The following is a 23,143-nucleotide window of genomic DNA, read 5'->3' on the forward strand; positions in this document are numbered from 1 at the left end:
CAGGATCACCCCAGAGGGGACAAGCCTGGCCGGATTCGATCGGGCCGGCCGTCGCGGCCGGCCGGCCTTCCGGCTCACAGCCTCGGGTCCACCGGCTCCGATTCCAGGGCCAGCACGCCGAAGACCGCCTCGTGCACCCGCCACAGCGGCTCGCCCTCGGCCAGCCGGTCCAGGGCCTCGAGGCCCAGGGCGTACTCGCGGATCGCCAGGGACCGCTTGTGGTTGAGGAACCGCGAGCGCAGGCGGGCCAGGTTCTCCGGGCGGGTGTACTCGGGGCCGTAGATGATCCGCAGGTACTCGCGGCCGCGGCACTTGATGCCGGGCTGGACGAGGCGGCCCTGGGGGTCGCGGACCACGGCGCCGATCGGCTTGACGACCATGCCCTCGCCGCCGCGGCCGGTCATCTCCAGCCACCAGTCGACTCCGGCCCGGACGGATTCCGGGTCGGCGGTGTCGACGTACAGCCGCCGGGTGGTCCGGAGCAGGCCGCTGCCGTCGTGCTCGACGAGCCGGTCGAGCAGGGCGAGCTGCTCGTCGTGGGGCAGGGCGGCGAGGCTGCGGCCCTGGACGGCGAGGACCTGGAACGGCGCCAGGCGGACGCCGTCCAGGCCGTCCGTGGTCCAGCAGTAGCGTCGGTAGGCCTCGGTGAACGCGGCGGCGTCGGCGGACCGTTCGCGGGTGCGGGCCAGCAGGCCGGTCACGTCCACGCCCCGCGCGGCGGCGCCTTCCAGCGCGGCCCGCGCCTCCGGGAGCACCGCGCCTGACGCGGCCCCCACGGCGGCGTACTGCGACCGCAGCAGCCCGGACGCCTTCAGCGACCAGGGCATCAGCTCGGCGTCCAGCAGCAGCCAGTCGGTGGCCAGTTCGTCCCAGAGGCCGGCCTCGCCGATCGCCGTGCGCAGCCGGTCGAGGATCTCCGTGGTGAGAGTGTCATCGTCGAGGAACGGGCGGCCGGTGCGGGTGTAGAGGGACCCGGTGGGACCCTCCACCCCGAAGCGCTTGCGGGCCGTCTCCGCGTCCCGGCACACCAGGGCCACCGCCCGCGAACCCATGTGCTTCTCCTCGCACACGACCCGCTCGACACCGTCCGCCGCGTACTGCGCGAAGGCCTCCGCCGGGTGCTCGAGGTAGCCGTCGACCTTGCTGGTCGCCGTGGGTGCCATGGTCGGCGGGAGGTACGGCAGCAGCCGCGGGTCCACCGCGAAGCGGCTCATGACCTCGAGGGCCGCCGCCGCGTTCTCCTCACGGATCGAGATCCGGCCCTGGTGCCGGGTCTCCACGACCCGGCGGCCGTGCACGTCCGCCAGGTCCAGCGGACGGCCGTCGTGTCCGCCGGGGGCCTCGGTGCGCAGCGGCTTCACCGGCTCGTACCAGACGCGCTCCGCCGGTACGTCGACCAGCTCGCGCTCCGGCCAGCGCAGCGCGGTGAGCTTGCCGCCGAAGACGGCGCCGGTGTCCAGGCAGATGGTGTTGTTGAGCCAGGTGGCCTCCGGGACGGGGGTGTGGCCGTAGACGACGGCGGCCCGGCCCCGGTAGTCCTCCGCCCACGGGTAGCGCACCGGCAGCCCGAACTCGTCGGTCTCCCCGGTGGTGTCGCCGTACAGGGCGTGGCTGCGGACCCGGCCGGAGGTGCGGCCGTGGTACTTCTCGGGCAGCCCGGCGTGGCAGACGACCAGCCGGCCGCCGTCGAGGACGTAGTGGCTGACGAGACCGTCGAGGAACTCCCGTACCTCGGCGACGAACTCCTCGCTCTCGCCCGCCATCTGCTCGACGGTCTCGGCGAGGCCGTGGGTGTGCTGGACCTTGCGGCCGCGCAGGTACCGGCCGTACTTGTTCTCGTGGTTGCCGGGCACGCACAGGGCGTTGCCGGACTTCACCATCGCCATGACGCGGCGCAGCACGCCCGGACTGTCGGGGCCGCGGTCCACGAGGTCGCCGACGAAGACGGCGGTGCGGCCCTCGGGGTGGACTCCGTCGGTGTAGCCCAGCTTGCCGAGCAGCGCCTCCAGTTCGGCGGCGCAACCGTGGATGTCGCCGACGATGTCGAAGGGGCCGGTGAGGTGGGTCAGGTCGTTGAAGCGCTTCTCGGTGACGATCGTGGCGTGCTCGACCTCGTCGACGCCGCGCAGGACGTGCACCTTGCGGAAGCCCTCGCGCTCCAGGTGCCTGAGGGAGCGGCGCAGCTCCCTGGTGTGGCGCTGGATCACCCGGCGGGGCATGTCCGCGCGGTCGGTGCGGCCCGCGTTGCGCTCGGCGCACACCTCCTCGGGCACGTCGAGCACGATGGCTATCGGCAGGACGTCGTACTGCCTGGCCAGGTCGATCAGCTGGCGGCGGGCGTCGGGCTGCACGCTGGTCGCGTCCACGACCGTGCGGCGGCCGACGGCGAGGCGCTTGCCCGCGATGTAGTGCAGGACGTCGAAGGCGTCCTTGGTGGCGCTCTGGTCGTTCTCGTCGTCCGAGACGAGGCCGCGGCAGAAGTCGGACGAGATGATCTCCGTGGGCTTGAAGTGCCTGCGGGCGAAGGTGGACTTGCCGGAGCCGGAGGCGCCGACGAGTACCACCAGGGAGAGGTCGGTGACGGGCAGGACCCGTCCCTCGCGTACGTCGGTCATGCCGCCATCGCCTCCTTCGGGCTGGTCAGGGTGAACACGGCCATCTGGGTGGGCGGCCCCACCTCCGGGTCGTCGGGGCCGATGGGTACGAACTCGGCGTCGTACCCGTGGCGTTCGGCCACCCCATCCGCCCAGGCCCGGAACTCCGCGCGGGTCCATTCGAAGCGGTGGTCGCCGTGCCGGACGTGGCCGGCCGGGAGGCTCTCCCAGCGCACGTTGTACTCGACGTTCGGGGTCGTCACGAGGACCGTGCGCGGGCGGGCCGCGCCGAACACGGCGTACTCCAGGGCCGGCAGCCGGGGCAGGTCGAGGTGCTCGATGACCTCGCTGAGGACGGCGGCGTCGTAGCCCTTGATCCGCCGGTCGGTGTAGGCGAGCGAGCCCTGGAAGAGCTTGACGCGCGCGGCCTGCCGCTCCCCCATGCGGTCCAGCTTGAGCCGCCGGGAGGCGATGGTGAGCGCCCGCATCGACACGTCCACGCCCACGATCTCCGTGAACGCCGGGTCCTTGAGCAGGCTCTGCACCAGCTGGCCCTGTCCGCAGCCGAGATCCAGGACGCGGGCGGCCCCGGACGCCTTGAGCGCGGCGGTGACGGCCTCCCGGCGCTGTACGGCCAGCGGGGTCGGCCGCTCCTCGGTCTCGGTCTCCGCCTCGACCGCGTTGTCGATCTCCTCGACCTCGCTGTCGTCGGTCTCGGCCAGCCGCACCAGTTCCAGGCGCTCCGTCGCGGCACGGGTCAGCGACCAGCGGCGCGCGAGGTAGCGGCTGGTGATCAGCCGCTGCTCCGGGTGGCCGGGCAGCCAGCCCTCACCGGCGCGCAGCAGCTTGTCGACCTCGTCGGGGGCGACCCAGTAGTGCTTGGCGTCGTCCAGGACCGGGAGCAGGACGTAGAGGTGGCGCAGGGCCTCGGCGAGGGTGCGGTCCGTGGACTCCAGTTCGAGTCGGACGTAGCGGGAGTCGCCCCACTGCGGGAACTCGGTGTCCAGCGGCACGGGTTCGGCCGTGACCGTCCAGCCCAGCGGCTCGAAGAGCCGCCGCACGAGTCCGGGGCCGCCGCGGGCGGGCAGCGCCGGCACCTCGATACGCAACGGCCGGGGTGCGGCGGGCAGTTCGGGCCGGGCGTTGCAGACGCCCTTCATCGCACTGGAGAAGACGCCGCTGAGCGCCACGGCGAGCAGGGAGGAGGCGGCGTAGGGGCGGTCGTTGACGTACTGCGCGAGTGCCGCGTCCGGGGCGCCGCCCCGGCCCTTGCCCTTGCCGCGCCTGACCAGCGCCACGGCGTCCACCTCCAGCAGCAGCGCCGCCGTGCAGCGCTCGGCGTCCGCCTCGGGGTAGAGGACATGGGCCGTGCCGTAGGAGGTGGAGAACGCCTGGGCCTTCTCGGGATGCTTGTGCAGCAGGAAGCCGAGATCGGTGGCGGGGCGTTCCGGGGTGCCGGTGGTGGTGATGGTCAGAAACACGGTGGTGAGCCTCGAAGTAGGGGCTGAACTGCGGATCCACTCACCGTACAGAGGGAACATCGGCAGCATCCGGGAATTTTCGCTAGCCTCCGGTCGACCGGGCGTTCGAGGGAGGATGTGCGACTGTGGGCACCATCGACACCAGCAAGCCCCATTCGGCGCGGATGTACGACTACTTCCTGGGCGGGAAGGACAACTATCCGGTCGATGTGGCGGCGGCCGAGCAGGTGACCTCGCACTTCCCCGCCGTGAGCGCGATGGCGCGGACCAATCGCGCCTTCATGCACCGCGCCTCCCGGTTGCTGGCCGAGCGGGGCATGCGCCAGTTCCTCGACATCGGGACCGGCATCCCGACCGAGCCGAACCTCCACCAGATCGTCCAGGGGATCGCCCCCGACGCCCGGGTGGTCTACGCGGACAACGACCCGATCGTTCTCCGGCACGCCGAGGCCCTGCTGCACAGCGCGCCGGAGGGGAGGACCGCCTATGTCCAGGCCGATGTGCGGGACCCCGGAAAGATCATCGCGACGGCCCGGGAGACCCTCGACTTCAGCCGGCCGATCGCGCTGTCCCTGGTGGCACTCCTGCACCTGGTGGGCGACGAGGACGAGCCCCTGCGGCTCGTACGGGAACTCCTCGACCCGCTGGCGCCCGGAAGCCACTTGACGCTTTCGCACGCGACCGGCGACTTCGACCCGGAGACCTGGGAGCGGGTCGTCGAGGTGTACCGCAAGGGCGGCACCGCGGCACAGGTGCGCAGCCTCGGAGAGTTCTCGGAGTTCTTCACGGGCCTCGAGCTGGTGGACCCCGGTGTGGTCCTGGCCGCGCGGTGGCACCCCGACCTCGGCGACCCGCGCGAAGGCGAGGGCGGAGGCGAGGAGATCCCCCTCTACGTGGCGGTCGGCCGCAAGCCGTGACGGAGGCCCGGCGGATCGCGCTCCACGGCCCGATCCGCCGGACGGCCGACGTGCCGCGCCGGCCTTACGACAGCTGCGACCGCACCTGCGAGGAGATCAGTTCCAGGTGGTCGAGGTCGTCCAGGTCGAGGATCTGGAGGTAGATCCGCCGGGCGCCGATCTCGGCGTAGCGGCCGATCTTGTCGACGACCTCGGACGGGGAGCCTGCCAGGCCGTTGAGCTTCAGCTCGTCGGGCTCACGGCCGATCGCGGCGGCCCGGCGGGCGACTTCCGCCTCGTCGCGGCCGACGCAGACGACGAGGGCGTTGGAGTAGGTCAGGTCGTCGGCGTCGCGGCCGGCCTCCTTGGCGGCGGCGCGCACCCGGCCGAACTGGCGCTCACTGTCCTCGACGGAGGCGAAGGGCATGTTGAACTCGTCGGCGTATCGCGCGGCCAGCCGCGGGGTGCGGGTGGCGCCGTGGCCGCCGACGAGCACGGGGATCTTCCGCTGCGCGGGCTTGGGCAGCGCGGGCGAGTCCGTGAGGTCGTAATGGGTGCCATGGAAGTCGAAGGTCTTGCCGGGTTCCGTCGCCCAGAGCCCGGTGACGATCTCCAGCTGCTCCTCGAGGCGGGCGAACTTCTCCTTGGGGAACGGGATGCCGTAGGCCTTGTGCTCCTCCTCGAACCAGCCGGCGCCGAGGCCGAGTTCGACACGGCCGCCGGACATCTGGTCGACCTGGGCGACCTGGATGGCGAGCACGCCGGGCAGCCGGAAGGTGCCGGCGGTCATCAGGGTGCCGAGCCGGATCCGCTTGGTCTCACGGGCGAGTCCGGCCAGGGTCAGCCAGGCGTCGGTGGGACCGGGCAGGCCGTCCCCGGAGCCCATGCGGAGGTAGTGGTCCGAACGGAAAAAGGCGTCGAAGCCGAGGTCCTCGGTGGCCTTGGCGACGGCGAGCAACGTGTCATAGGTGGCCCCCTGCTGGGGCTCGGTGAAGATGCGGAGATCCATGCTCCCATCCTGCACGCCGGCGCGCGGGGCGACGAGGTCGGTCCCCCGCCCCACGTGCGCCCCGGTCGGGTGAAATTACGTCCATACCGCTGGTCCCGCGTGACCGGGCCAGTGACCGGCCCCGGTGGTGATCGTTGGCTCGGGCGGAGCCGGGGCCCTCGGCTTCCGCACCGGCCGGCGACCGCCGGGGCGTCACCCGCGTCGGCCTCCCCGGGGGCCATGGGCCGAGGAGGCCGTCATGTCCGAAGAGACCGTGCCGCAGCAGGGCGGTACCGGGCAGCCGAAAGGGCTGTTGCAGCAGATGGAGGAGCTGATGGCGGCGTTGAACGCGGACCTGTCGGCGTTGGACGCGGATCTTCAGGCAGCGGGGGATGCGGGCCGGGGGGCGGGCGAAGAGGGTTCTGTGGGCTGAGGTCTGAGGCCGGGGGTGTTCGGGGTGCGGGCGGGGCTCGTCGGCTGCGACGCCGTGGTGGCCGGGCCCCGCGGCGAAGCCGCATATCGACACAGCCCCGCGCCCCTTGGGGGCGTTGCCCTAGGGGCGCGGGGAACTGCGCCAACACCCCCCGGCCCGCACCCGGACGACAACGCCTGGCCTAGCCCGCCTCCCGCTCCGGTACCACCTGCTCGCGGTCCGCGAGTCTGCGGAGCATTTCGAGGACGCGGTCGCGGGACTCGTCCGCCGCGTCGATGGCCTCCATGCACTGCCAGTACGTGCCCTCGTCGTCCGCGGCGCAGGCGAGGCCGACGAGGGCGATGCCGACCTCGCCGAGGAGGCCGCCGAGGAACATCAGGGTGTGGCGGGCGTCGCCCAACTCGGTGAGCTGGCCCGCCCGCAGCTCACCGGGGGCCAGTTCGGGCGGGTCGAGAACGCCACAGCCCCGGCCCGCCAGCTCCGTCAATCCCAGTGCCTCGCCGCGCAGTTCGGGCGGTCCGGCGACGGCCAGGCGGCTGCCTATCGCCTGCGCGAGGGCCTGCGCCTGCCACACCTCGGCGAGGACCTCCCGCTGGTCACCACCCGCGGCCAGGGCCCGCCTGCTCGTCACGATGAGCCGCACCGCGTCCATGCGCTGCCCCCGTCTGTCCCGACGCGCTCCCGCGCGTACGCCTGCCCGAACTCCCTAGTTCACTACCCAGAGTGAAGGGCCGTGAGACGAAAAGCCAGAGGAAGACGGAAATCTGCGGACAACAATTCGGATTCGGGCCGCAATTTGGTTACGCAGCGTACAAGTGGACTTTGCTACTCCTGGATCGGGAACCTCCGCTCGTTCCGGTCGATCTTCGCGCTCAGCGCCTCCAGCGGGTCGATGCCGAGCACCTCGCACAGCTGGAGCAGATACGCGAGCACGTCGGCGACCTCGTCGGTGACGCGGTGCGCGGCCTCGGGGTCGGTCATGACGCGGGCCGACTCCTCGGGGGTCGACCACTGGAAGATCTCGACCAGTTCGGAGGCCTCCACGCTGAGCGCGGCGACCAGGTTCTTGGGGGTGTGGTACTGCTGCCAGTTCCGCGCGGCGGCGAAATCGGCCAGGCGGCGTTGCAGTCCGGCCACGTCCAGGGGATCAGTCACGGTCCAGGTGTACCACCGTGACCCCCTCCGTCCCGGCGGCCCACGAGGCGTCGCTCACCGCGCCGACGAGCCGGATGTGCCCCCGCTCGCACATCCGGGCCGCCAGCCGCAGCAGTTCCAGCCGCTGCCGTCCGTCCAGGCCCCGGTCGAAGCCGTCGGCGAGGACGGTGAGCGTCTGGAGTGCGGCGGGCACCTCGCCCGCCGGGTCGACCTCCAGCACGCCCGGCCCGGTGAGCAGGACCAACGCGAGTGCCACGTACCGCAGTTCGCCGTCGCCGAGCCGTCGCAGGTCCGTTCGGACGCCGTCGCCCCGGTCGAGCGTCGCCCGGACCGCTCCCGTCGCCTCCTCCGCCCGGACGAGCACGTCCGCGACCGGCCCGGCGCAGCCGGCGCGCACCGCCGCGACGAACAGGGCGTGCCGTCGCCCGCACTCGCTGCGGGTGCGCCCGAGCACGTCGGCGAGATTCCCGCAGCCACCGAGCAGCCGGCCCGGGCCGGACGGTACGGGGCCGCGCATCCGGGCGGGCTGGGGGTCGCAGGCGAAGACGGAGCGCAGGGCGACCACCATCTGCTCGGCCGCGGCCAGGACCCTGCGCTGGCCGGGTGTCTTGCCGGCCACACGCAGTGGCAGCAGGGCCGTGCCGAGCCGGTCGTCCGGCAGCGGGCCGCGGGTCACCGGTGTCGGCCCGGCCGTGTGCCAGGCGGCCTGCACGGCGCGTTTCCCGGGGTCGCGCAGGGCGGTCTCCAGGAGGACGAGGCCGTCGGCCGTCAACCGCTCGCCCACGACCCGCAGTTCGGGCTCGGCCTGCACGGCCACGTCGAGCCGGACCGGGCCCGCTGGGCCGTCGGCCGTGCAGCCGATGCGGAAGCCGCGGCGGCGCTGCGCGTCGGGCCGGGCCCGCTCCGGGACACAGGCGACGGGGTCGGGGAACGCCTCGCCGAGCCCGGCGCCGCCGCCGAGCCGGGCCAGGGCCTCGTACGCCCGCAGTGCGCTGGTCTTGCCGCAGCCGCTGGGACCGGCGAGGAGGGTGAGCGGCCCGAGCGGGAACGCGGCGCGGCGGTGGGTGGTGAAGGCGGCCAGGCGCAGTTCCGTGAGGCGGGGGCGGTCGGGCTGCGCGAGGACTGCGGAGGGTACGAGAGGTGCGGGGGATGTGGGGGGTGTGGGTGAGGGGGGCTGGGTCATATCCGGACGGTAGGGCTCCGGCGACAGGACGAACCGTTCCGTCTCCGGGGCGTTCCTACGATCGAGCTACTGTCACACCCCGGGAAGCCCGGCCCCCTCCATCAGCCCCGTCACCTCGGTGCCGGCCGGTGTCAGCAGGAACACGTTGCGATCCACCCGGTGCATCCCGCTCGCCAGGCCGAAGACGACGCCCGTGCTGAAGTCGAGGACGCGTTTGGCGACCTCCGTCTCCGCGCCGGTCAGGTCGAGCAGCACGGGCACCCCCGCCATCAGCCGCTCGGCGACGTCACGGGCGTCGGCGAAGACGTTCACCCGCAGGACGACGAAGCGGCGGCGCGTCTCCGTCTCGGCCTCGGGTATGGACCGGTGGCCGACGGAGGACGGCCAGGCGTCCCGGCCCCGCAGCGGCACGACCTGGGCGAGCCCCTCCCACTGTTCGTCGGTGACATCGTGGCTGTTCACCGGCATGCTCCGTCCTGGCTCGCACTGACTGTCTGCATCGGGCAATTCTTGCGCAGAGTCACCCGTTCGGCCCAACAGCGACACGCTCCGCGACCTCAACGCACCTCACAACGGCCGGAAGGCGGCTGTGTGACGGGCGTAACTCCTCGTGATCAAGCAATGTGACACCTGCGTAACGGGGTCTTCGTACCGTCGACGGCATGACCACGACCCCCCGGCCGCAGCAGGAGACGAAGCAGGTGCGCACCGTCTGCTCGTACTGCGGTGTGGGCTGCGGCCTCGTCCTCGATGTCGGGGCGGGGCCGGACGGCCGGCGCAAGATCTTGAAGGCGTCCGGCGACAAGGCGCATCCGGCGAACGCGGGGCGGCTGTGCACCAAGGGCGCGACCACGGCCGACATGCTCGCCGCGCCCGGGCGGCTGACCAGTGCGCTGGTGCGGGACGAGCGGGGCGAGGAGCCGGTCCCGGCGCCGGTGGCCGACGCGATCACCGAGACCGCCGCGCGGCTGCGGGCGATCGTCGGCGAGCACGGGCCGGACGCGCTCGCCTTCTACGTCTCGGGACAGATGAGCCTCGAGGCGCAGTATCTGGCGAACAAGCTGGCCAAGGGGTTCGTGCGGACGAACCTGATCGAGTCGAACTCACGGCTGTGCATGGCGAGCGCGGGGACCGGCTACAAGCTGTCGCTGGGGGCTGACGGGCCGCCCGGGTCGTACGAGGACTTCGATCAGGCGGACGCCTTTCTCGTCATCGGCTCGAACATGGCCGACTGCCATCCGATCCTCTTCCTGCGGATGATGGAGCGCGTCAAGGCGGGCGCCAAGCTGATCGTCGTCGATCCGCGGCGGACCGCCACCGCGGCGAAGGCCGATCTGTTCCTCCAGGTCAGGCCGGGGACCGACCTGGCGCTCCTGAACGGTCTGCTGCGGCTGCTGCACGAGGGCGGGCACACCGATGCGGAGTTCATGGCCGCGCACACCGAGGGCTGGGAGGCCCTGCCCGGGTTCCTCGCCGACTACGCCCCGGCCGCGGTCGCGGAGATCACCGGGATCGCGGAGGAGGATCTGCGGACGGCCGCCCGGCTGATCGGCCGAGCGGGCCGGCGGTGGATGAGCTGCTGGACCATGGGGCTCAACCAGTCCACGCACGGCACCTGGAACACCAACGCCCTGGTCAATCTGCATCTGGCGACGGGGGCGATCTGCCACCCGGGCGCCGGGCCGTTCTCCCTCACCGGTCAGCCGAACGCCATGGGCGGGCGCGAGATGGGTTACATGGGGCCGGGGCTGCCGGGGCAGCGGTCGGTGCTCGTGGACGACGAGCGGGCGTTCACCGAGGACGTGTGGGAGCTGCCACCGGGGACCCTGCGGAAGGACGGCGTCGGCAAGGGCACCGTCGAGATGTTCCGGAAGATGGCCGACGGGGACATCAAGGCCTGCTGGATCATCTGCACCAACCCGGTCGCCTCGGTCGCCAACCGCCGTACGGTCATCGAGGGCCTCGAGGCCGCCGAGTTCGTCGTCACACAGGATGTGTTCACCGACACCGAGACGAACGCGTACGCCGACGTCGTCCTGCCGGGCGCGATGTGGACCGAGGCGGAGGGTGTCTTCGTCAACAGCGAGCGCAACCTCACGCTGACACAGCCGGCCGCGGACCCGCCCGGGGAGGCGATGGCCGACTGGCGGATCATCGCGGAGGTGGCGTGCGCGATGGGGTACGAGAAGGGGTTCTCGTACGACAGCGCCGAGCAGGTCTTCGAGGAGATCCGGCGGTTCTGGAACCCGAAGACCGGGTGGGACCTGCGCGGGGTGTCCTACGAGCGGCTGCGCGAGACGCCCGTGCAGTGGCCGGCCGCGCGCGAGGACGGGCCGGAGCGCAATCCCATTCGGTACGTCGGTGACGAGGGGCTGCGTTTTCCGACGGCCTCCGGGCGGGGCGTGTTCTTCGCGCGCCCTCAGCTGCCCGCCGCCGAGATGCCGGACGACGACTATCCGTTCGTGCTCAACACCGGGCGGGTGCAGCACCAGTGGCACACGCTCACCAAGACCGGGAGGGTCGCCAAGCTCAACAAGCTGAACTCCGGCCCCTTCGTGGAGCTCCACCCGCAGGACGCGGCCGCGCTCGGCGTCGCGGAGGGCGATCCGGTCGAGGTCGCCTCGCGGCGCGGGCGGGCCGTGCTGCCGGCGGTGGTGACGGACCGGGTGCGGCAGGGGTGCTGCTTCGCCCCGTTCCACTGGAACGACCTGTTCGGCGAGTATCTGAGCATCAACGCGGTGACGAGCGACGCGGTGGATCCGCTGTCGTTCCAGCCGGAGTTCAAGGTCTGCGCCGTCTCGCTGGCGAAGGTGGCGCAGGTCGCGCAGGTGGCGACGCCCGTAGCGGAGGCGGCCACGCTCGTGCGCGCGGAGCCCGCACCGGCCCTGACGCCCACGACGGTCACTCCGGGTGCCGCCGATCCCTTCGGCCTGGAACCCTCCCCTCCGCCGGTCCTCTCCGCCCAGGAACGCCGGTACCTCACCGGTTTCCTCGCCGGGCTCGGCTCCGGCGCCCTCGGCGGTGTCCCGGTGCTGCCGCCCGACGCGCCCTTCTCCCCCGAGCACGCCCTGTGGGTCAACGGGGTCCTCGCCGGCATGTACTCCCGGACCTCCCCGGCCGCGACCGCCGCGCCTCAGGAACCCGCCGGCCGCGAGATCGTCGTGCTGTGGGCCTCGCAGACCGGGAACGCCGAGGAGTTCGCCTCCGCCACCGCCGAGCGCCTGACCGCGACCGGGCATCGCGCGCGTCTCGTCGGCATGGACGAGGCCGACGTCGGGGAGCTCGCCCGCACGGCCGACCTGCTCTTCATCACCAGCACCTTCGGGGACGGCGACGCGCCCGACAACGGCAGCGGCCTCTGGGACGCGCTCTCCGGCGAGCCGGCCCCTCGGCTGGACGGGGTGCGGTACGCCGTGCTCGCCTTCGGGGACTCCTCGTACGACGACTTCTGCGGGCACGGGCGGCGGCTGGACGCGCGGCTCGACGAACTGGGCGGGGTGCGGCTGGCTCCGCGTACGGACTGCGAGCCGGACTACGAGCCCTCCGCCGGGGAGTGGCTCGACCAGGTGCTCTCGGCGCTGAGCGGCACGAGCACGGCCCCGGCTCAGGCCCCGACGCCGGCTGCGGCTCCAGCTACGGCTCCGGCTCCGGCTCCGGCCGAGAAGCCGAGGACCGGCTCCAAGCCCGCCGCCACCGCCCGGCTCGTCGGCAACCAGTTGCTCAGCCGGCCCGGCGCGGGCAAGGAGGTCCGCCGGTTCACGTTCGACACGAGCGGGACGGACCTGGCGTACGAGGCCGGGGACGCGCTGGGCGTGCGGCCGGTCAACGCGCCGGCCCTCGTGGACGAGTGGCTGGCCGTGACCGGTCTCGACGCCGCAACGGCCGTACAGGTCAAGGGTGTTGGTGAAGTGCCGTTCGCGGAGGCCCTGCACCGGCATTTCGACATCACGAGGATCACGCCCGACCTGCTGCGCTTCGTCGCCGAACGGGCCCGGGACAAGCACGAGTTGCGCAGGCTGCTGCGGCCCGACAACAAGGACGGGCTGGCGCGGTGGAGCTGGGGCCGGCAGGCCGTGGACGTGGCCGCCGAGTACGCGGTGCGGGCGAGTGCCGAGGAGTGGGCCGGGGTGCTGCGGGGGCTCCAGCCGCGGCTGTACTCCATATCGTCCAGCCCGCTGGTGGACGCCCGGCGGGTGTCGCTGACGGTGTCCGTGGTGCGGTACGAGAATCTGCACGGCCGGGCGCGCGGCGGGGTCTGCTCGCCCTTCCTCGCGGATGCCGGGGCGGACACGCAGGTGCCCGTGTTCGTGCAGCGCTCCCCGCACTTCCGGCCCCCGGGCGACGCCTCGACGCCGATGATCATGGTCGGCCCGGGCACCGGTGTCGCGCCCTTCGTCGGCTTCCTCCAGGAGCGGCGGGCGCTCGGCCACCGGGCTCCCAACTGGCTGTTCTTCGGCGAGCAGCACCGGGCGACGGACTTCTACTACGAGGACGAGCTGACCGCGCTGCTCGACGAGGGCGTCCTCACCCGTCTGGACACCGCCTTCTCCCGCGACCAGCGCAACAAGGTGTATGTGCAGGACCGGATGCGCGAGCACGGGCCTGAGCTGTGGCACTGGCTGTGCGAGGGTGCCCGCTTCTACGTCTGCGGCGACGCCTCCCGCATGGCCAAGGACGTGGACCGGGCGCTCAGGGACATCGCGGTGACCCACGGCGGGCTGAGCGAGGCGGAGGCCGCCGCGTACGTGAAACAACTCGCTGCGGAGAAGCGGTACGTGCGGGACGTGTACTGACCCACGGGCCCACGACCACCTCGCGGGCCAACGCGTGCGGCCTCGCGGGCCAACCGCGTGCGGCCCCGCGGGCCTTTACCCGCCTCACACCGGACTCTTCACCTCCACCCGGCCCTCGCTCACCGGCGGCGATTAGCGTCCTGCGCCGTGTACTCGGCAGAAACCACGCTGGTGGTGCCCGGCCCGCGGATGCAGTCGGGGATGGCCGTACCGCCACCCCCGGCCCCGTGGCACCGTGTCCTGACCCTGCTCGCCGACATCAGCCTGCTGATCGGCACGCGCGCGGTGTGGACGTCGGCGGCCGGTCACCGGCCGGCCGTGGCCACGGTGATCTCGGCGTGCTACGCCTCGGTCCTGGTGTGCGGGGTGCTGGCCCTGGTCGTCCGCCGGGCCCGGTCGCTGGCGCGGGTCGACCTGTGCGTGCTGGTGACGGGCGTGACGCTCACCCTGTGCGCGTGGGTCATGCTGCACGGCGGCTCCGACGAGGCCTTGCTCACCACCCAGGCGGCGCGGGAACTGGCCGCGGGGCACGCGGTGTACGGACAGCCGTGGCCCTGGCTCTTCGGCCACGGCGTGGCCCTCACCCCGACGGTGACCGGCGGCTACGACTTCACCTATGGCTATCCGCCGCTGGCCCCGCTGCTGACCGTGCCGCTGCTGTGGCTGGGCCATGGCGGTGCTCCGGCGACGGCGTTGAGCACGGGCGCGCTGGTCACCGGCACGGTGACGCTGTGGCGGCTGTTGCCGGCTCCGTGGCGGCCGGCGGCGACCATGGTGTGCCTGGGCTTCGGCATGCTGCCGTCGTACGGGCGGCTCGGCTACCCGGCGATCGTGGCCCTGGCCCTGCTGGTGCCGGTGGTGGTGCGCTGGCCGCGGACGGGTGCGGGCGGGCGGCTCGGCGGCGCGGGTCTGGCTCGGGCCGCGTGCCTGGGGGCGGCGTGCGCGACGCAGCAACTCTCCTGGTTCCTGGTGCCGTTCCTGCTGGCCGGGATCCACGCCGTGCGACGCGGTGAACTCGGCGGACGGGCCGCGGCGTCGGTGGTGCTGCGGTTCGCCGGTGCCGCGGTGACCGTGTGGCTGCTGATCAACACGTATTTCGCCGTCAGTGAGCCGGGCGCCTGGCTCAGGGGGATCGCGCTGCCCCTGACGCAGGGCGCGGTGGTCCACGGCCAGGGCCTGGTGGGCATCTCGCTGTATCTGACGAACGGCAGCGACCGGCTCGACTGGTACTCTCACGCGAGTCTGATGCTGTTCGCCGGCCTGCTCGCGCTGTTCGTCCTGTTCGTACGGCGGCTGGGACCGGCCGCGACCGTCCTGCCCTGGTGCGCCTTCTATCTGGCGACCCGCTCCCAGGACGGCTACTACCTGATGATGACGCCGCTGTGGCTGGCGGCGGCGGTGACCACTGGCCAGTCGGCGTTCGCCGGGGCGTGGCAGCCGCGTCCGCGTCCGCTGCCGGGCCCGCGGCGCGGTCCGGCCCGGATCGCCGCGACGGCGCTGCTGCTGACGCCGGCGCTGGGCGGTGCCGCCGTGGCGGCGACGGGCACACCGCCCCTGCGCATGCGGGTCACGGCAGTCAGCCATCCCACCCCGGTGACCGTCTCCCGCCTCACTCTCCAGGTCACCAACAGGGACGGCACGACGCTCACCCCGCACTTCACCCTGACCACGGGCCAGGGCATGGACCCCTACTGGCGGATTGTCCGGGGCCCGCGCACGCTGGCCGCGCACAGCACCGCCCGGTACGAACTCCGCCCGCCCTCGGGCCGGTTCACCCTGCCCCGGCCGGGAGTCCGGGTCCGCCTGCGCGCGTTCACGGCGTCGCCGCAGACGCTGTCGAGCGCGGATGTGCGCCAGGCGCTCGATGCCACGGGCTGAGGCCGTCAGCCCGTGGCGCGGACGAACCGGAGGGCGGCGGTGACCGTGGTCCGGCCGCGGATCATGCCCAGCTGGTTCCAGCCCATGCCGAACTGGTCCCGGTCCACGCTGAACTCGGTGTCCAGGGTGAGCCCGGTGGCGTCCCCGTCGGTCAGGCGGGCGGTGAGGGACAGCGGCCTGCTGATGCCGCGCACGGTCAGCTGGCCGACGACATGCACCTGGTCGCCGTCGCGGAGCTCGGCACCGCGGGCCGCGAAGGTGATCTCCGGGTGATGGTCCACGTCGAAGAAGTCGGTGCCCTTGAGGTGGGTGTCGCGCTTGGCGTTCCCGGTGTCGAGGGAGGTGACGTCGAAGGTCAGGGTGCCGACGGCGGACCCGTCGGGCCGCACCTCCCCCGTGCCGCTCAGCGCGCCGAACGCGCCCTTCACGGTGACCAGGCCCCACATGGTCTTGTGCCGGATGCCGACGGTCGAGGCGGTCGCGTCGAGCTGCCAGATTCCGGTTTCCACGGCGACGGTCATGATCCTTCTCCCACTCGTATCGTCCAAATTTGGATGACTGCAATGAGGGCACGCTAGCGGCTCGTCCAAAATTGAACAACCCTTCTGCTCCAAATTTGGACGACAGGTACGCTGGACGGCATGGCCGACCCCCAGGAGCACCCCGCCGACCTGCCCGGATGCCCGTCCGCCGAGGGCAGCGGGCTGCTGCCGGCCGAGCTGCGCGCCTGGATGCTGCTGCTCGCCGCGACGGGAGCGGTGGAGCAGCGGCTGCGGGCGGTCGTGAAGGAGAAGCTGGACATCTCGCACGACGAGTTCCTGATCCTCTGCCTACTCGCCGAGCAGCCCGAGGGCGGCCTGCGCATGACGCGCGTCGCGGAACTCCTGGGCCGCCCCAAGACCCGCCTCACCTACCAGATCGCCTGTCTCCAGCACGCCGGCCTCGTCACCCGCAGGTCGGTGTGCGGGGACAAGCGCGGTATCGAGGTCGCCCTCACGGACAAGGCCCGGGCTCTCCTGACCGAGGCCTCCGGCCCGCTCGCCGAGACGGTGAGGCAGTCCCTCGCCCGTTCCATGGGCCCGGACCAGTGCGCGGCGATGCGCGGGCTGGTGCCGGACCTCGCCGAGGAGTCCCGCCCGGAGTGAGGGGCACCCCTGGCCGACCCGGATCGGGGCACTGTTCTCTACAGCGTCGTAGAATTCGGGAACACGGGCGCGACAACGGTCGTTGACCCGAGTACACACCAGACACGAGGAGCGACTTCTTGTCCGCCAGATCGACGGACCCCCCGGGGCACAGTCCCCGACCATCCCGCCACGACATCAGTGATCGCGGCACACGGCGGGGTGGTGTTTCATGAGTGCCGCCGAGGCCTTGCTGGGCCTGCTCGCCGTGTTCGTGCTGACCGCCGGCACCGGCTATTTCGTCGCCCAGGAGTTCGCCTACGTCTCCGCCGACCGGCTCGTGCTCGCGCGGGCGGCCGAGGCCGGGGACCGCAAGGCCGCCCGGGCCCTGAAGGTGCTGGAGCGGCTGTCGTTCATGCTGTCGGGCGCGCAGCTCGGCATCACCGTCACCGGTCTGGTGGTCGGCTTCATCGCCGAGCCGTCGGTGTCCGCGCTGCTGCGGCCCGCCCTGTCCGGGCTCGGGCTGCCCGACGCGGCCGTGAGCGGTATCGCCGTCGTCCTCGCCTTCGTGCTGGCCACGGTCGTGCAGATGGTGCTGGGCGAGCTGGCCCCGAAGAACCTCGCGATCGCGGTTCCCGAGCGGCTGGCGAAGGCGCTGGCTCCGTCCACGCTGGCGTATCTGAAGGTCGTCGGCCCCGTCGTCCACGTCTTCGACAACGCGGCGAACAAGCTGCTGCGCAAGGTCGGTATCGAGCCGGTCGAGGAACTGCACCACGGCGCCACGCTGGAGGAACTGGGCCATCTGATCGGCGAGTCCCACGAGCGGGGCGCGCTGCCCAAGGACACCGCCGCACTGCTGGACCACGCGCTGGAGTTCTCCGAGCGCACCCTCGACGAGGTGATGGTGCCGCGCGCCGACGCCGTCTTCGTCCGCAAGGACGCCGGTGCCGACGAGGCGATCGGCCTGATCGCCGAGCACGGCCACTCCAACTACCCCGTCCTCGGCGACCACCCGGACGACATCGCGGGTGTGCTGGGCGTGCGCGAGCTGATGGCGCTGTCCGCCGCCCGTATCGCCGGCGTCACCGCCGGTGAGGCGGCCCGGCGGCCCCTGCTGCTGCCGGACACGCTGGCGCTGCCCGACGCGGTGGCGCGGATGCGGGAGCAGGACGACGAGTTCGCGGTCGTCCTCGACGAGCACGGCGGCGTGGCGGGCATCGTCACCTACGAGGACATCGCCGAGGAACTGGTCGGTGACATCGCGGACGAGTCCGACACCGTCACCGTGCTCGCCGTCGCGGACGGCGACGGCTGGCTGGTGGACGCCGGCCGCCGGGTGGACGAGGTGGCCGAGGCCACCGGGATCCGGCTGCCTGAGGACGACGACTACGACACCGTGGCCGGTCTGGTCGTGGACCGGCTCGGCCGCTTCCCGACGGTCGGCGACCGGGTCACGGTCGAGCTGCCCGAGGGCGGCCGGGCCCTGATCGACGTTCGCACACTGGACCGGCACGTGGCCGAGCGGGTGCGGATCAGCCCGCTGGTGGAAGCCGAGGAGATGGCGTGACGTTCCCCATGGCGGTCTTCGTGACCGTGCTGCTGCTGATCGGCAGCGGCTTCTTCGTGGCGGCCGAGTTCGCGCTGGTCGCCGCCAAACGGCACCGCATGGAGAAGGCGGCGGCCGAGGGACGGCGCGGGGCCGGGGCCGCGCTGGCCGGCATCCGCGAGCTGTCGCTGATGCTGGCCGGCGCGCAGCTGGGCATCACCGTGTGCACGCTGGGCCTCGGCTCGGTGTCGAAGCCGGCGATCTCGCACGAACTCGACCCGCTGCTGCACACGCTGGGCCTGCCCAGCGCGGTGAGCTACGGCGTGGCCTTCGCCGTGGCGATGGTCGTGGTGGTGTTCCTGCACATGGTGGTCGGCGAGATGGCGCCCAAGTCCTGGGCGATCGCCCACCCCGAGCGTTCGGCGATGCTGCTCTCCCCGCCTTTCAGGGCCGTGGTGCGGGCCGTGCGCCCGCTGATCCGGCTGCTCAACGCGGTGAGCAACGCGCTGGTACGGCTGTGCCGGGTGGCCCCGCGCGACGAGCTGGCCTCGGTGCACGACCGGGAGCAGCTGACGCGTCTGGTGGAGGAGTCCGAGCGGCTGGGCCTGATCAGCGCGACCGACTCCGAGCTGCTGACCCGCTCGCTGACCGAGCCGGAGACGCCCATCGCGGCGTTGCGGATCCCGGCCGCCGAGATCACCTGGGTCGAGGGCGGCGCGGACGTCGACGCGCTGTTGCGTTTCGCCGCCGAGCACGACCGCACCCGGCTCCTCGTCCGGGAGAACGGCGTCGTCCTCGGCTCGGTCCACGCCCGTGACGCCCTGGTCGCCCGGGCCCGGGGGCGTGCCACGACCGCGCGTGAGCTGGCCCGGCCGGTGCCCGAGCTGACGGAGGCGGCCACGGTCGCGGAGGCGATCGAGGTGCTGCGGCGCCGCCGGGCGTCCCTGGCCGTCGTCCGCGACCCCGCCGGCGGGCTCACCGGTCTGGTCACCCTGGACGACCTGCTGGCCCGCCTGATGCAGCCGGCCGAGGCGGCCTGACGGGGCGGGACCGAACATCCAGCACATCTGCACACCGCCCGCCAGGACACCGCAGGGCTGTGCGCCCGGCGCCAAGTGCGTCCCGCGGCATGGGAACTTGGCGCCGAAGTGCCCGCTTCGGAATTCGGGAGGCAATACACCCGTGTGCCGCCGGGCGACGGGGTGTGTGAAGGAGTGTGCGTAATTCGGTGGCCTCGTGGTCATGCCGGTGAAGGCGGTCACCGGAAATGCGGGTGCGCGTCGGCGGGCGGCTGGCCGTCCGGCTCCGGGGAATGCTTTGATCCTGCGCACGGCGGGGCTGCGGACGCTGAATCCCGGTCCCCGGAATCCCGCGATCACCCGCACCGCTCCGCCATTGCGCACATTCACGCGAAGGGAAACACCCCCATGAACCTCACCCCCCGGGTCGACATCGCCGAGCTCTCCGACGCGGACCTGGAGCAGGTCTCCGGCGGCAACGCGGGCGGCGCCGCCTCCGCGGGCCTCGCGGGCAGCCTCTCCGCCGGCCTGGTCGGGCCGCTGACCGCCGAGGTCTGCGGGAACCTGCAGGCGGCGCTGTCGACGGAGGGCGCCGCGGCGGGCGCCAACGCGGGCCTTCACACGACCTCGCTCTGACGAACCCCCCGCTGAAGGGCCTCGGGCATGATTCCCGGGGCCCTTCGTGCTGTCCACGGTCGCAATGTTGGGGAATTCGCGAAGCACGTGACGAAAATATGTACACGACGGGGGTGGGTAACACCGCAGAGGGTCATGACGCAGACTTACACGGGCCCCTCAGACCCGGCTGTAAAGCGATAGGACCAACCCTGTGAAACCCGACTCGATCCGGACCGAAGAACTTCCGATCTACGAGAGCCTCATCCGCGAACGCGGTGACGTCGTCGAGGAGGCCCGCGTGGTGGCCGAAGAGACGCAGCACCAGATGACGGAGGCGCTGAACGGTGTCACGCCGACGGGTCATGGCCCCAGTTCATGAGTGAGTGACGCCACCGGCTGTCCTCCACGTCGCCGGAGGGCCGCTGGGCCAGGTGCCTGCGGACGTAGCCGACGACCTTGCGCATGTGCTGGTAGTCGTCGTCCGTGAGATCGGCCTTCTTCGCCCGCAGGATCGCCGTGATCCGCCGGCCGGAGGCGTGCCCGGTGGACTCGCCCCCGCCCTGCTGCTGACCGACGCTCCGCGACTCGTCGGAGGCCAGCCACTTCTCCAGTTCGGCCGGTGTCATGTTCACCAGCTCACGGAAGTCGTTCCAGGTCTCCTCGCGTTCCTCGCCGTCCACGCCGCCTCACTTCTTCTTCTTGAGCGCGGACGGCTTGTGCACGGCGGACCTGCCGGACTTGTCGCTGCGCACCTGGTACTGCGGATCGTCGGGCGAGGCGTCGACCGTGCGGCCCGCCGCCCGGGTCCGCTCGGTGATCTCCTTCTCCACCTCGCCCTCGGTCCGGCTGCCGTGACTGCTCCAGGTGACCTTGTCGCCCTTCTTCGGCTTTCCGCCCTCACTGCGGCGCTTCGCCATGCCCGTGCTCCCTCGCGGAGAAGTGTGCTGTCTCTCCAGCGTGCGGGCTCGACGCTCACCGCGCAGCTCGGCGGAAGGCCCAGCGCATCCCGGGTTCCGTCACGCAGCGGAACAGCCGCCGCACGGAGGGAGTGCACAGCGCGGTCATGACCGCGGCGGCCATCAGGGTGGCGGTGAGCGCGCCGGCGGGCCCCTGCACCCAGGCCGGTTCGTACCAGCCCCAGTACTTGGCTGCCTGCGCGACGAAGCCGTGCAGCAGATAGCCGCACAGCGTGCCCGCGCCCAGCACGGTGCACCACATCCGGCGCCCCGGCACCCAGGCGAGGAAGCAGGCGACCAGGACGACCGAGCAGCCGAAGGCGGCCAGGGTCATCAGCGGCCCGTACCAGAAGGGCGCGGCCAGGGCCCGGGCGCTGTCGGCGTGGAAGAACCAGGCGTAGTTCATCCGGGGAACCGCCCAGTACGCCACGGCGAGGGCGCAGCCGGCGACCGGCACGGCGAGGAGGCGCACCTTGCGCCGGCGCACCAGCCGGAAGTGCTCCGGCCGCAGCAGCAGTCCGAAGACGAAGTACGGCAGGAACTGCAGGGTGCGTTGCAGGTCGAGGTCGTTGCCGACGGACGGCGAGAGCGTCGCCAGCATCGCGATGACGAAGGCCAGCGGCAGCGGCCACTTCACTTGACGCCAGAGCGGTGTTGTCAGCCGCCAGATGAACAGCGCCGCGAGGAACCAGGTCAGATACAGGGGATCCAGCAGGCTGATCGGCCGGTCGGGGTCCTGGCTGGTCCAGCGGGTGAACAGGGTGTACGCCGTCTCGAACACGACGTACGGGACGACGACGCCGATGACCAGGCACCTCAGCTTCGCCGGGCTCCCGTCGAAGGTGCGCGAGAAGTAGCCGGAGATGATGATGAACGCCGGCATGTGGAAGGCGTAGACGAGCATGTAGAGGGCGGTGACGGCCCTGCTGCCCGGCCGCAACGGCTCCCAGGCGTGCCCCACGGCCACCAGCACGATCGCCAGGTACTTGGCGTTGTCGAAGAACGCGTCCCGCTGCCGGACCGGCCGGGCCGGTGTGTCCCGCTCTTTCGTCCGAGTGGCCCGGGCTTCTTCGGCCGCCGGGCGGGCCGTTGTCACCGTGTCACTCACGGGCCCTCCCCCAGCGACTCGAAGCGGCCGTGCCTCGTCTTGCCCGGAGTAAGGGTGAGGGGTCTGCGCAGAACATCGCCCGCACCCTAATCACAGGGCCGTGCCCTCGTTCAACTCGTAACGGGTGTGACTCGCTTCGGCTCATGCCCGGGTATACGTACCGGGACGGGCGATCGTCTCCGCGAGGGCGGCGGTGAATGGATGCCGCGGCTCTGTGAGGACCCTTCGGGCCGGGCCCTGTTCGACGAGTTCGCCCGCGTCCAGTACGGCGATGCGGTGGGCGAGTGCCGCCGTGTCCAGGTCGTGGGTGATGAGTACGAGGGCGAGGTCGTCGCGGTCGCGGACGAGTGCGGTGAGCAGGTCGAGGATGCCGCGGCGGGTGACGGTGTCGAGGCCGGAGGTGATCTCGTCGCAGACCAGGACCCGGGGGCGGGCGAGGAGGGCTCGGGCGAGGGCGGCGCGCTGGAGTTCACCGCCGGACAGCTCCCCGGGGCGTCGGCTGACAAGACCGTCCGGGAGCCCGAGGCTCGCGAGCGTGGCCGTCGCCTCGTCCAAGGCCGTCCTCTCGTCGGTGCCGCGCAGCCGCAGGGCGGTGCGGGCGACTTGGGCGAGGACGGGCCGGTGCTCGTCGAAGGCGGCCCGGGCGTCCTGGAAGACGTACTGCACGGCCGCCAGTTGGGCACGGCTGCGCCGCCGCAGGCTGCGCGGCAGCGCGGTCCCGTCGAGCAGGATCTCACCGTCATGGTCCCGGTGGAGCCCGGCCAGACAGCGGCCGAGGGTGGTCTTGCCACTGCCCGAGCGGCCTACGACGGCCAGACATTCACCGGAGTGCAGGACCAGGTGCGGGGCGCGCAGGACGGTGGTGGCACCGCTGCGGGCGCCGCCGTGGTGCCGGGCGGTGAGGTGACTGACACGCAGGACGGGGTGACGGGCGAGGCCGGGGGTGTCCTCGGCGGCCTGGGCGCGGACGGGGCGGTCGGGTTCCGGCGCGGCGGAGGGACGGGCGACGGCGGGGCTGTCGACGTCTTGCGGCCGTGCAGGGCGGTCGGGGGTCGGCAAGGCTGGGGTACGGACAGGGGCCAGGCTGTTGCTCTCCTGAGGCCGGGCGGCCAGATCGCGTGCTCGCGAGGCGGGGTCGCGGGTGGGGGTAGCGGCGTCTGCTTCCTGCGCCCGGGCAGGGCGGTCGGGTTCCGGCAAGGCGGGGCGATGGGCGAAGTCGTGGCTGTCGTCGTCCTGCGGCCGTGCAGGGCGGTCGGGGGTCGGCAAGGCTGGGGCACGGACAGGGGCCAGGCTGTTGCTCTCCTGAGGCCGGGCGGCCAGATCGCGTGCTCGCGAGGCGGGGTCGCGGGTGGGGGTAGCGGCGTCTGCTTC

Annotated in this window: 19 protein-coding genes and 1 pseudogene; 8 read left to right on the forward strand and 12 right to left on the reverse strand. The window is 72.3% G+C overall.

The window, feature by feature from the left end; genetic code table 11:
• Positions 1-74: 74 nt before the first annotated feature.
• On the reverse strand, positions 75-2,615 hold the full coding sequence (locus tag AC07DF_RS30955) for a polynucleotide kinase-phosphatase (RefSeq protein WP_478978711.1): 2,541 nt from the start codon (positions 2,613-2,615) through the stop codon (positions 75-77).
• On the reverse strand, positions 2,612-4,075 hold the full coding sequence (locus AC07DF_RS30960; RefSeq protein WP_478978714.1) for a 3' terminal RNA ribose 2'-O-methyltransferase Hen1: 1,464 nt from the start codon (positions 4,073-4,075) through the stop codon (positions 2,612-2,614). Before AC07DF_RS30960 ends, AC07DF_RS30955 begins: the two co-directional genes overlap by 4 nt.
• A gap of 125 nt (positions 4,076-4,200) precedes the next feature.
• Here AC07DF_RS30960 and AC07DF_RS30965 point away from each other — a divergent pair, with 125 nt between their 5' ends.
• Entirely contained in the window at positions 4,201-4,992 is a 792-nt protein-coding gene (locus AC07DF_RS30965) for an SAM-dependent methyltransferase (protein ID WP_478978717.1), read from the forward strand.
• A gap of 64 nt (positions 4,993-5,056) precedes the next feature.
• Here the strand turns inward: AC07DF_RS30965 and AC07DF_RS30970 are convergent, their stop codons facing one another.
• Positions 5,057-5,980 carry an LLM class F420-dependent oxidoreductase gene (locus AC07DF_RS30970; protein ID WP_478978720.1) on the reverse strand — a complete coding sequence of 308 codons (924 nt, stop codon included), beginning with the start codon at positions 5,978-5,980 and terminating at the stop codon, positions 5,057-5,059.
• A 238-nt stretch (positions 5,981-6,218) separates the two neighbouring features.
• Between AC07DF_RS30970 and AC07DF_RS30975 the strand changes: the two genes are divergently transcribed.
• On the forward strand, positions 6,219-6,392 hold the full coding sequence (locus tag AC07DF_RS30975; RefSeq protein WP_478978723.1) for a hypothetical protein: 174 nt from the start codon (positions 6,219-6,221) through the stop codon (positions 6,390-6,392).
• Between the two features lie 181 nt (positions 6,393-6,573).
• Here AC07DF_RS30975 and AC07DF_RS30980 read toward each other — a convergent pair whose 3' ends face one another.
• The 4 genes from AC07DF_RS30980 to AC07DF_RS30995 form a co-directional block, all read right to left on the reverse strand.
• Positions 6,574-7,044: a DUF6099 family protein gene (locus AC07DF_RS30980; RefSeq protein WP_478978726.1), complete on the reverse strand. Its 471-nt coding sequence runs from the start codon at positions 7,042-7,044 to the stop codon at positions 6,574-6,576.
• Positions 7,045-7,217: 173 nt separating this feature from the next.
• Positions 7,218-7,547: a nucleotide pyrophosphohydrolase gene (locus tag AC07DF_RS30985; RefSeq protein WP_478978729.1), complete on the reverse strand. Its 330-nt coding sequence runs from the start codon at positions 7,545-7,547 to the stop codon at positions 7,218-7,220.
• Positions 7,540-8,730, reverse strand: coding sequence for an AAA family ATPase (locus AC07DF_RS30990; protein ID WP_478978732.1), 1,191 nt, complete (start codon positions 8,728-8,730; stop codon positions 7,540-7,542). The genes AC07DF_RS30985 and AC07DF_RS30990 overlap by 8 nt, the downstream gene beginning before the upstream one ends.
• Positions 8,731-8,802: 72 nt before the next feature.
• The gene (locus tag AC07DF_RS30995) at positions 8,803-9,198 is read right to left on the reverse strand and encodes a cell division protein SepF (RefSeq protein WP_031134653.1); all 396 of its coding nucleotides are present in this window, start codon (positions 9,196-9,198) and stop codon (positions 8,803-8,805) included.
• 194 nt (positions 9,199-9,392) lie between these two features.
• Here AC07DF_RS30995 and AC07DF_RS31000 point away from each other — a divergent pair, with 194 nt between their 5' ends.
• The gene (locus AC07DF_RS31000) at positions 9,393-13,523 is read left to right on the forward strand and encodes a molybdopterin-dependent oxidoreductase (protein ID WP_478978736.1); all 4,131 of its coding nucleotides are present in this window, start codon (positions 9,393-9,395) and stop codon (positions 13,521-13,523) included.
• A 201-nt stretch (positions 13,524-13,724) separates the two neighbouring features.
• Positions 13,725-15,401 (forward strand): hypothetical protein, encoded by a 1,677-nt coding sequence (locus tag AC07DF_RS31005; protein WP_478979277.1) that lies wholly within the window; start codon positions 13,725-13,727, stop codon positions 15,399-15,401.
• Between the two features lie 5 nt (positions 15,402-15,406).
• Here the strand turns inward: AC07DF_RS31005 and AC07DF_RS31010 are convergent, their stop codons facing one another.
• Positions 15,407-15,922 (reverse strand): YceI family protein, encoded by a 516-nt coding sequence (locus AC07DF_RS31010; protein ID WP_478978739.1) that lies wholly within the window; start codon positions 15,920-15,922, stop codon positions 15,407-15,409.
• A gap of 120 nt (positions 15,923-16,042) precedes the next feature.
• On the opposite strand from AC07DF_RS31010, the gene AC07DF_RS31015 reads away from it, so the two are divergent.
• The 4 genes from AC07DF_RS31015 (at position 16,043) to AC07DF_RS31030 (ending at position 19,726) form a co-directional block, all read left to right on the forward strand.
• Positions 16,043-16,546: a MarR family winged helix-turn-helix transcriptional regulator gene (locus AC07DF_RS31015; protein ID WP_478978742.1), complete on the forward strand. Its 504-nt coding sequence runs from the start codon at positions 16,043-16,045 to the stop codon at positions 16,544-16,546.
• Between the two features lie 211 nt (positions 16,547-16,757).
• On the forward strand, positions 16,758-18,092 hold the full coding sequence (locus AC07DF_RS31020) for a hemolysin family protein (RefSeq protein ID WP_478978745.1): 1,335 nt from the start codon (positions 16,758-16,760) through the stop codon (positions 18,090-18,092).
• Positions 18,089-19,111: a hemolysin family protein gene (locus tag AC07DF_RS31025; RefSeq protein WP_478978748.1), complete on the forward strand. Its 1,023-nt coding sequence runs from the start codon at positions 18,089-18,091 to the stop codon at positions 19,109-19,111. The genes AC07DF_RS31020 and AC07DF_RS31025 overlap by 4 nt, the downstream gene beginning before the upstream one ends.
• A 387-nt stretch (positions 19,112-19,498) precedes the next feature.
• Positions 19,499-19,726 (forward strand): hypothetical protein, encoded by a 228-nt coding sequence (locus AC07DF_RS31030; RefSeq protein ID WP_478978751.1) that lies wholly within the window; start codon positions 19,499-19,501, stop codon positions 19,724-19,726.
• Between the two features lie 329 nt (positions 19,727-20,055).
• Here AC07DF_RS31030 and AC07DF_RS31035 read toward each other — a convergent pair whose 3' ends face one another.
• The 4 genes and pseudogenes from AC07DF_RS31035 to AC07DF_RS31050 form a co-directional block, all read right to left on the reverse strand.
• Positions 20,056-20,388, reverse strand: a complete 333-nt coding sequence (locus tag AC07DF_RS31035) for a DUF3140 domain-containing protein (RefSeq protein ID WP_478978754.1) — start codon at positions 20,386-20,388, stop codon at positions 20,056-20,058.
• 6 nt (positions 20,389-20,394) lie between these two features.
• The gene (locus tag AC07DF_RS31040; protein WP_454358109.1) at positions 20,395-20,625 is read right to left on the reverse strand and encodes a hypervirulence associated TUDOR domain-containing protein; all 231 of its coding nucleotides are present in this window, start codon (positions 20,623-20,625) and stop codon (positions 20,395-20,397) included.
• A gap of 55 nt (positions 20,626-20,680) precedes the next feature.
• Positions 20,681-21,772 carry an acyltransferase family protein gene (locus tag AC07DF_RS31045; RefSeq protein ID WP_478978757.1) on the reverse strand — a complete coding sequence of 364 codons (1,092 nt, stop codon included), beginning with the start codon at positions 21,770-21,772 and terminating at the stop codon, positions 20,681-20,683.
• 141 nt (positions 21,773-21,913) lie between these two features.
• Positions 21,914-22,705: pseudogene (locus AC07DF_RS31050) on the reverse strand (ATP-binding cassette domain-containing protein); the annotation flags it as partial.
• Positions 22,706-23,143: the final 438 nt, after the last annotated feature.

Source organism: Streptomyces sp. NPDC044719 (assembly GCF_056433405.1).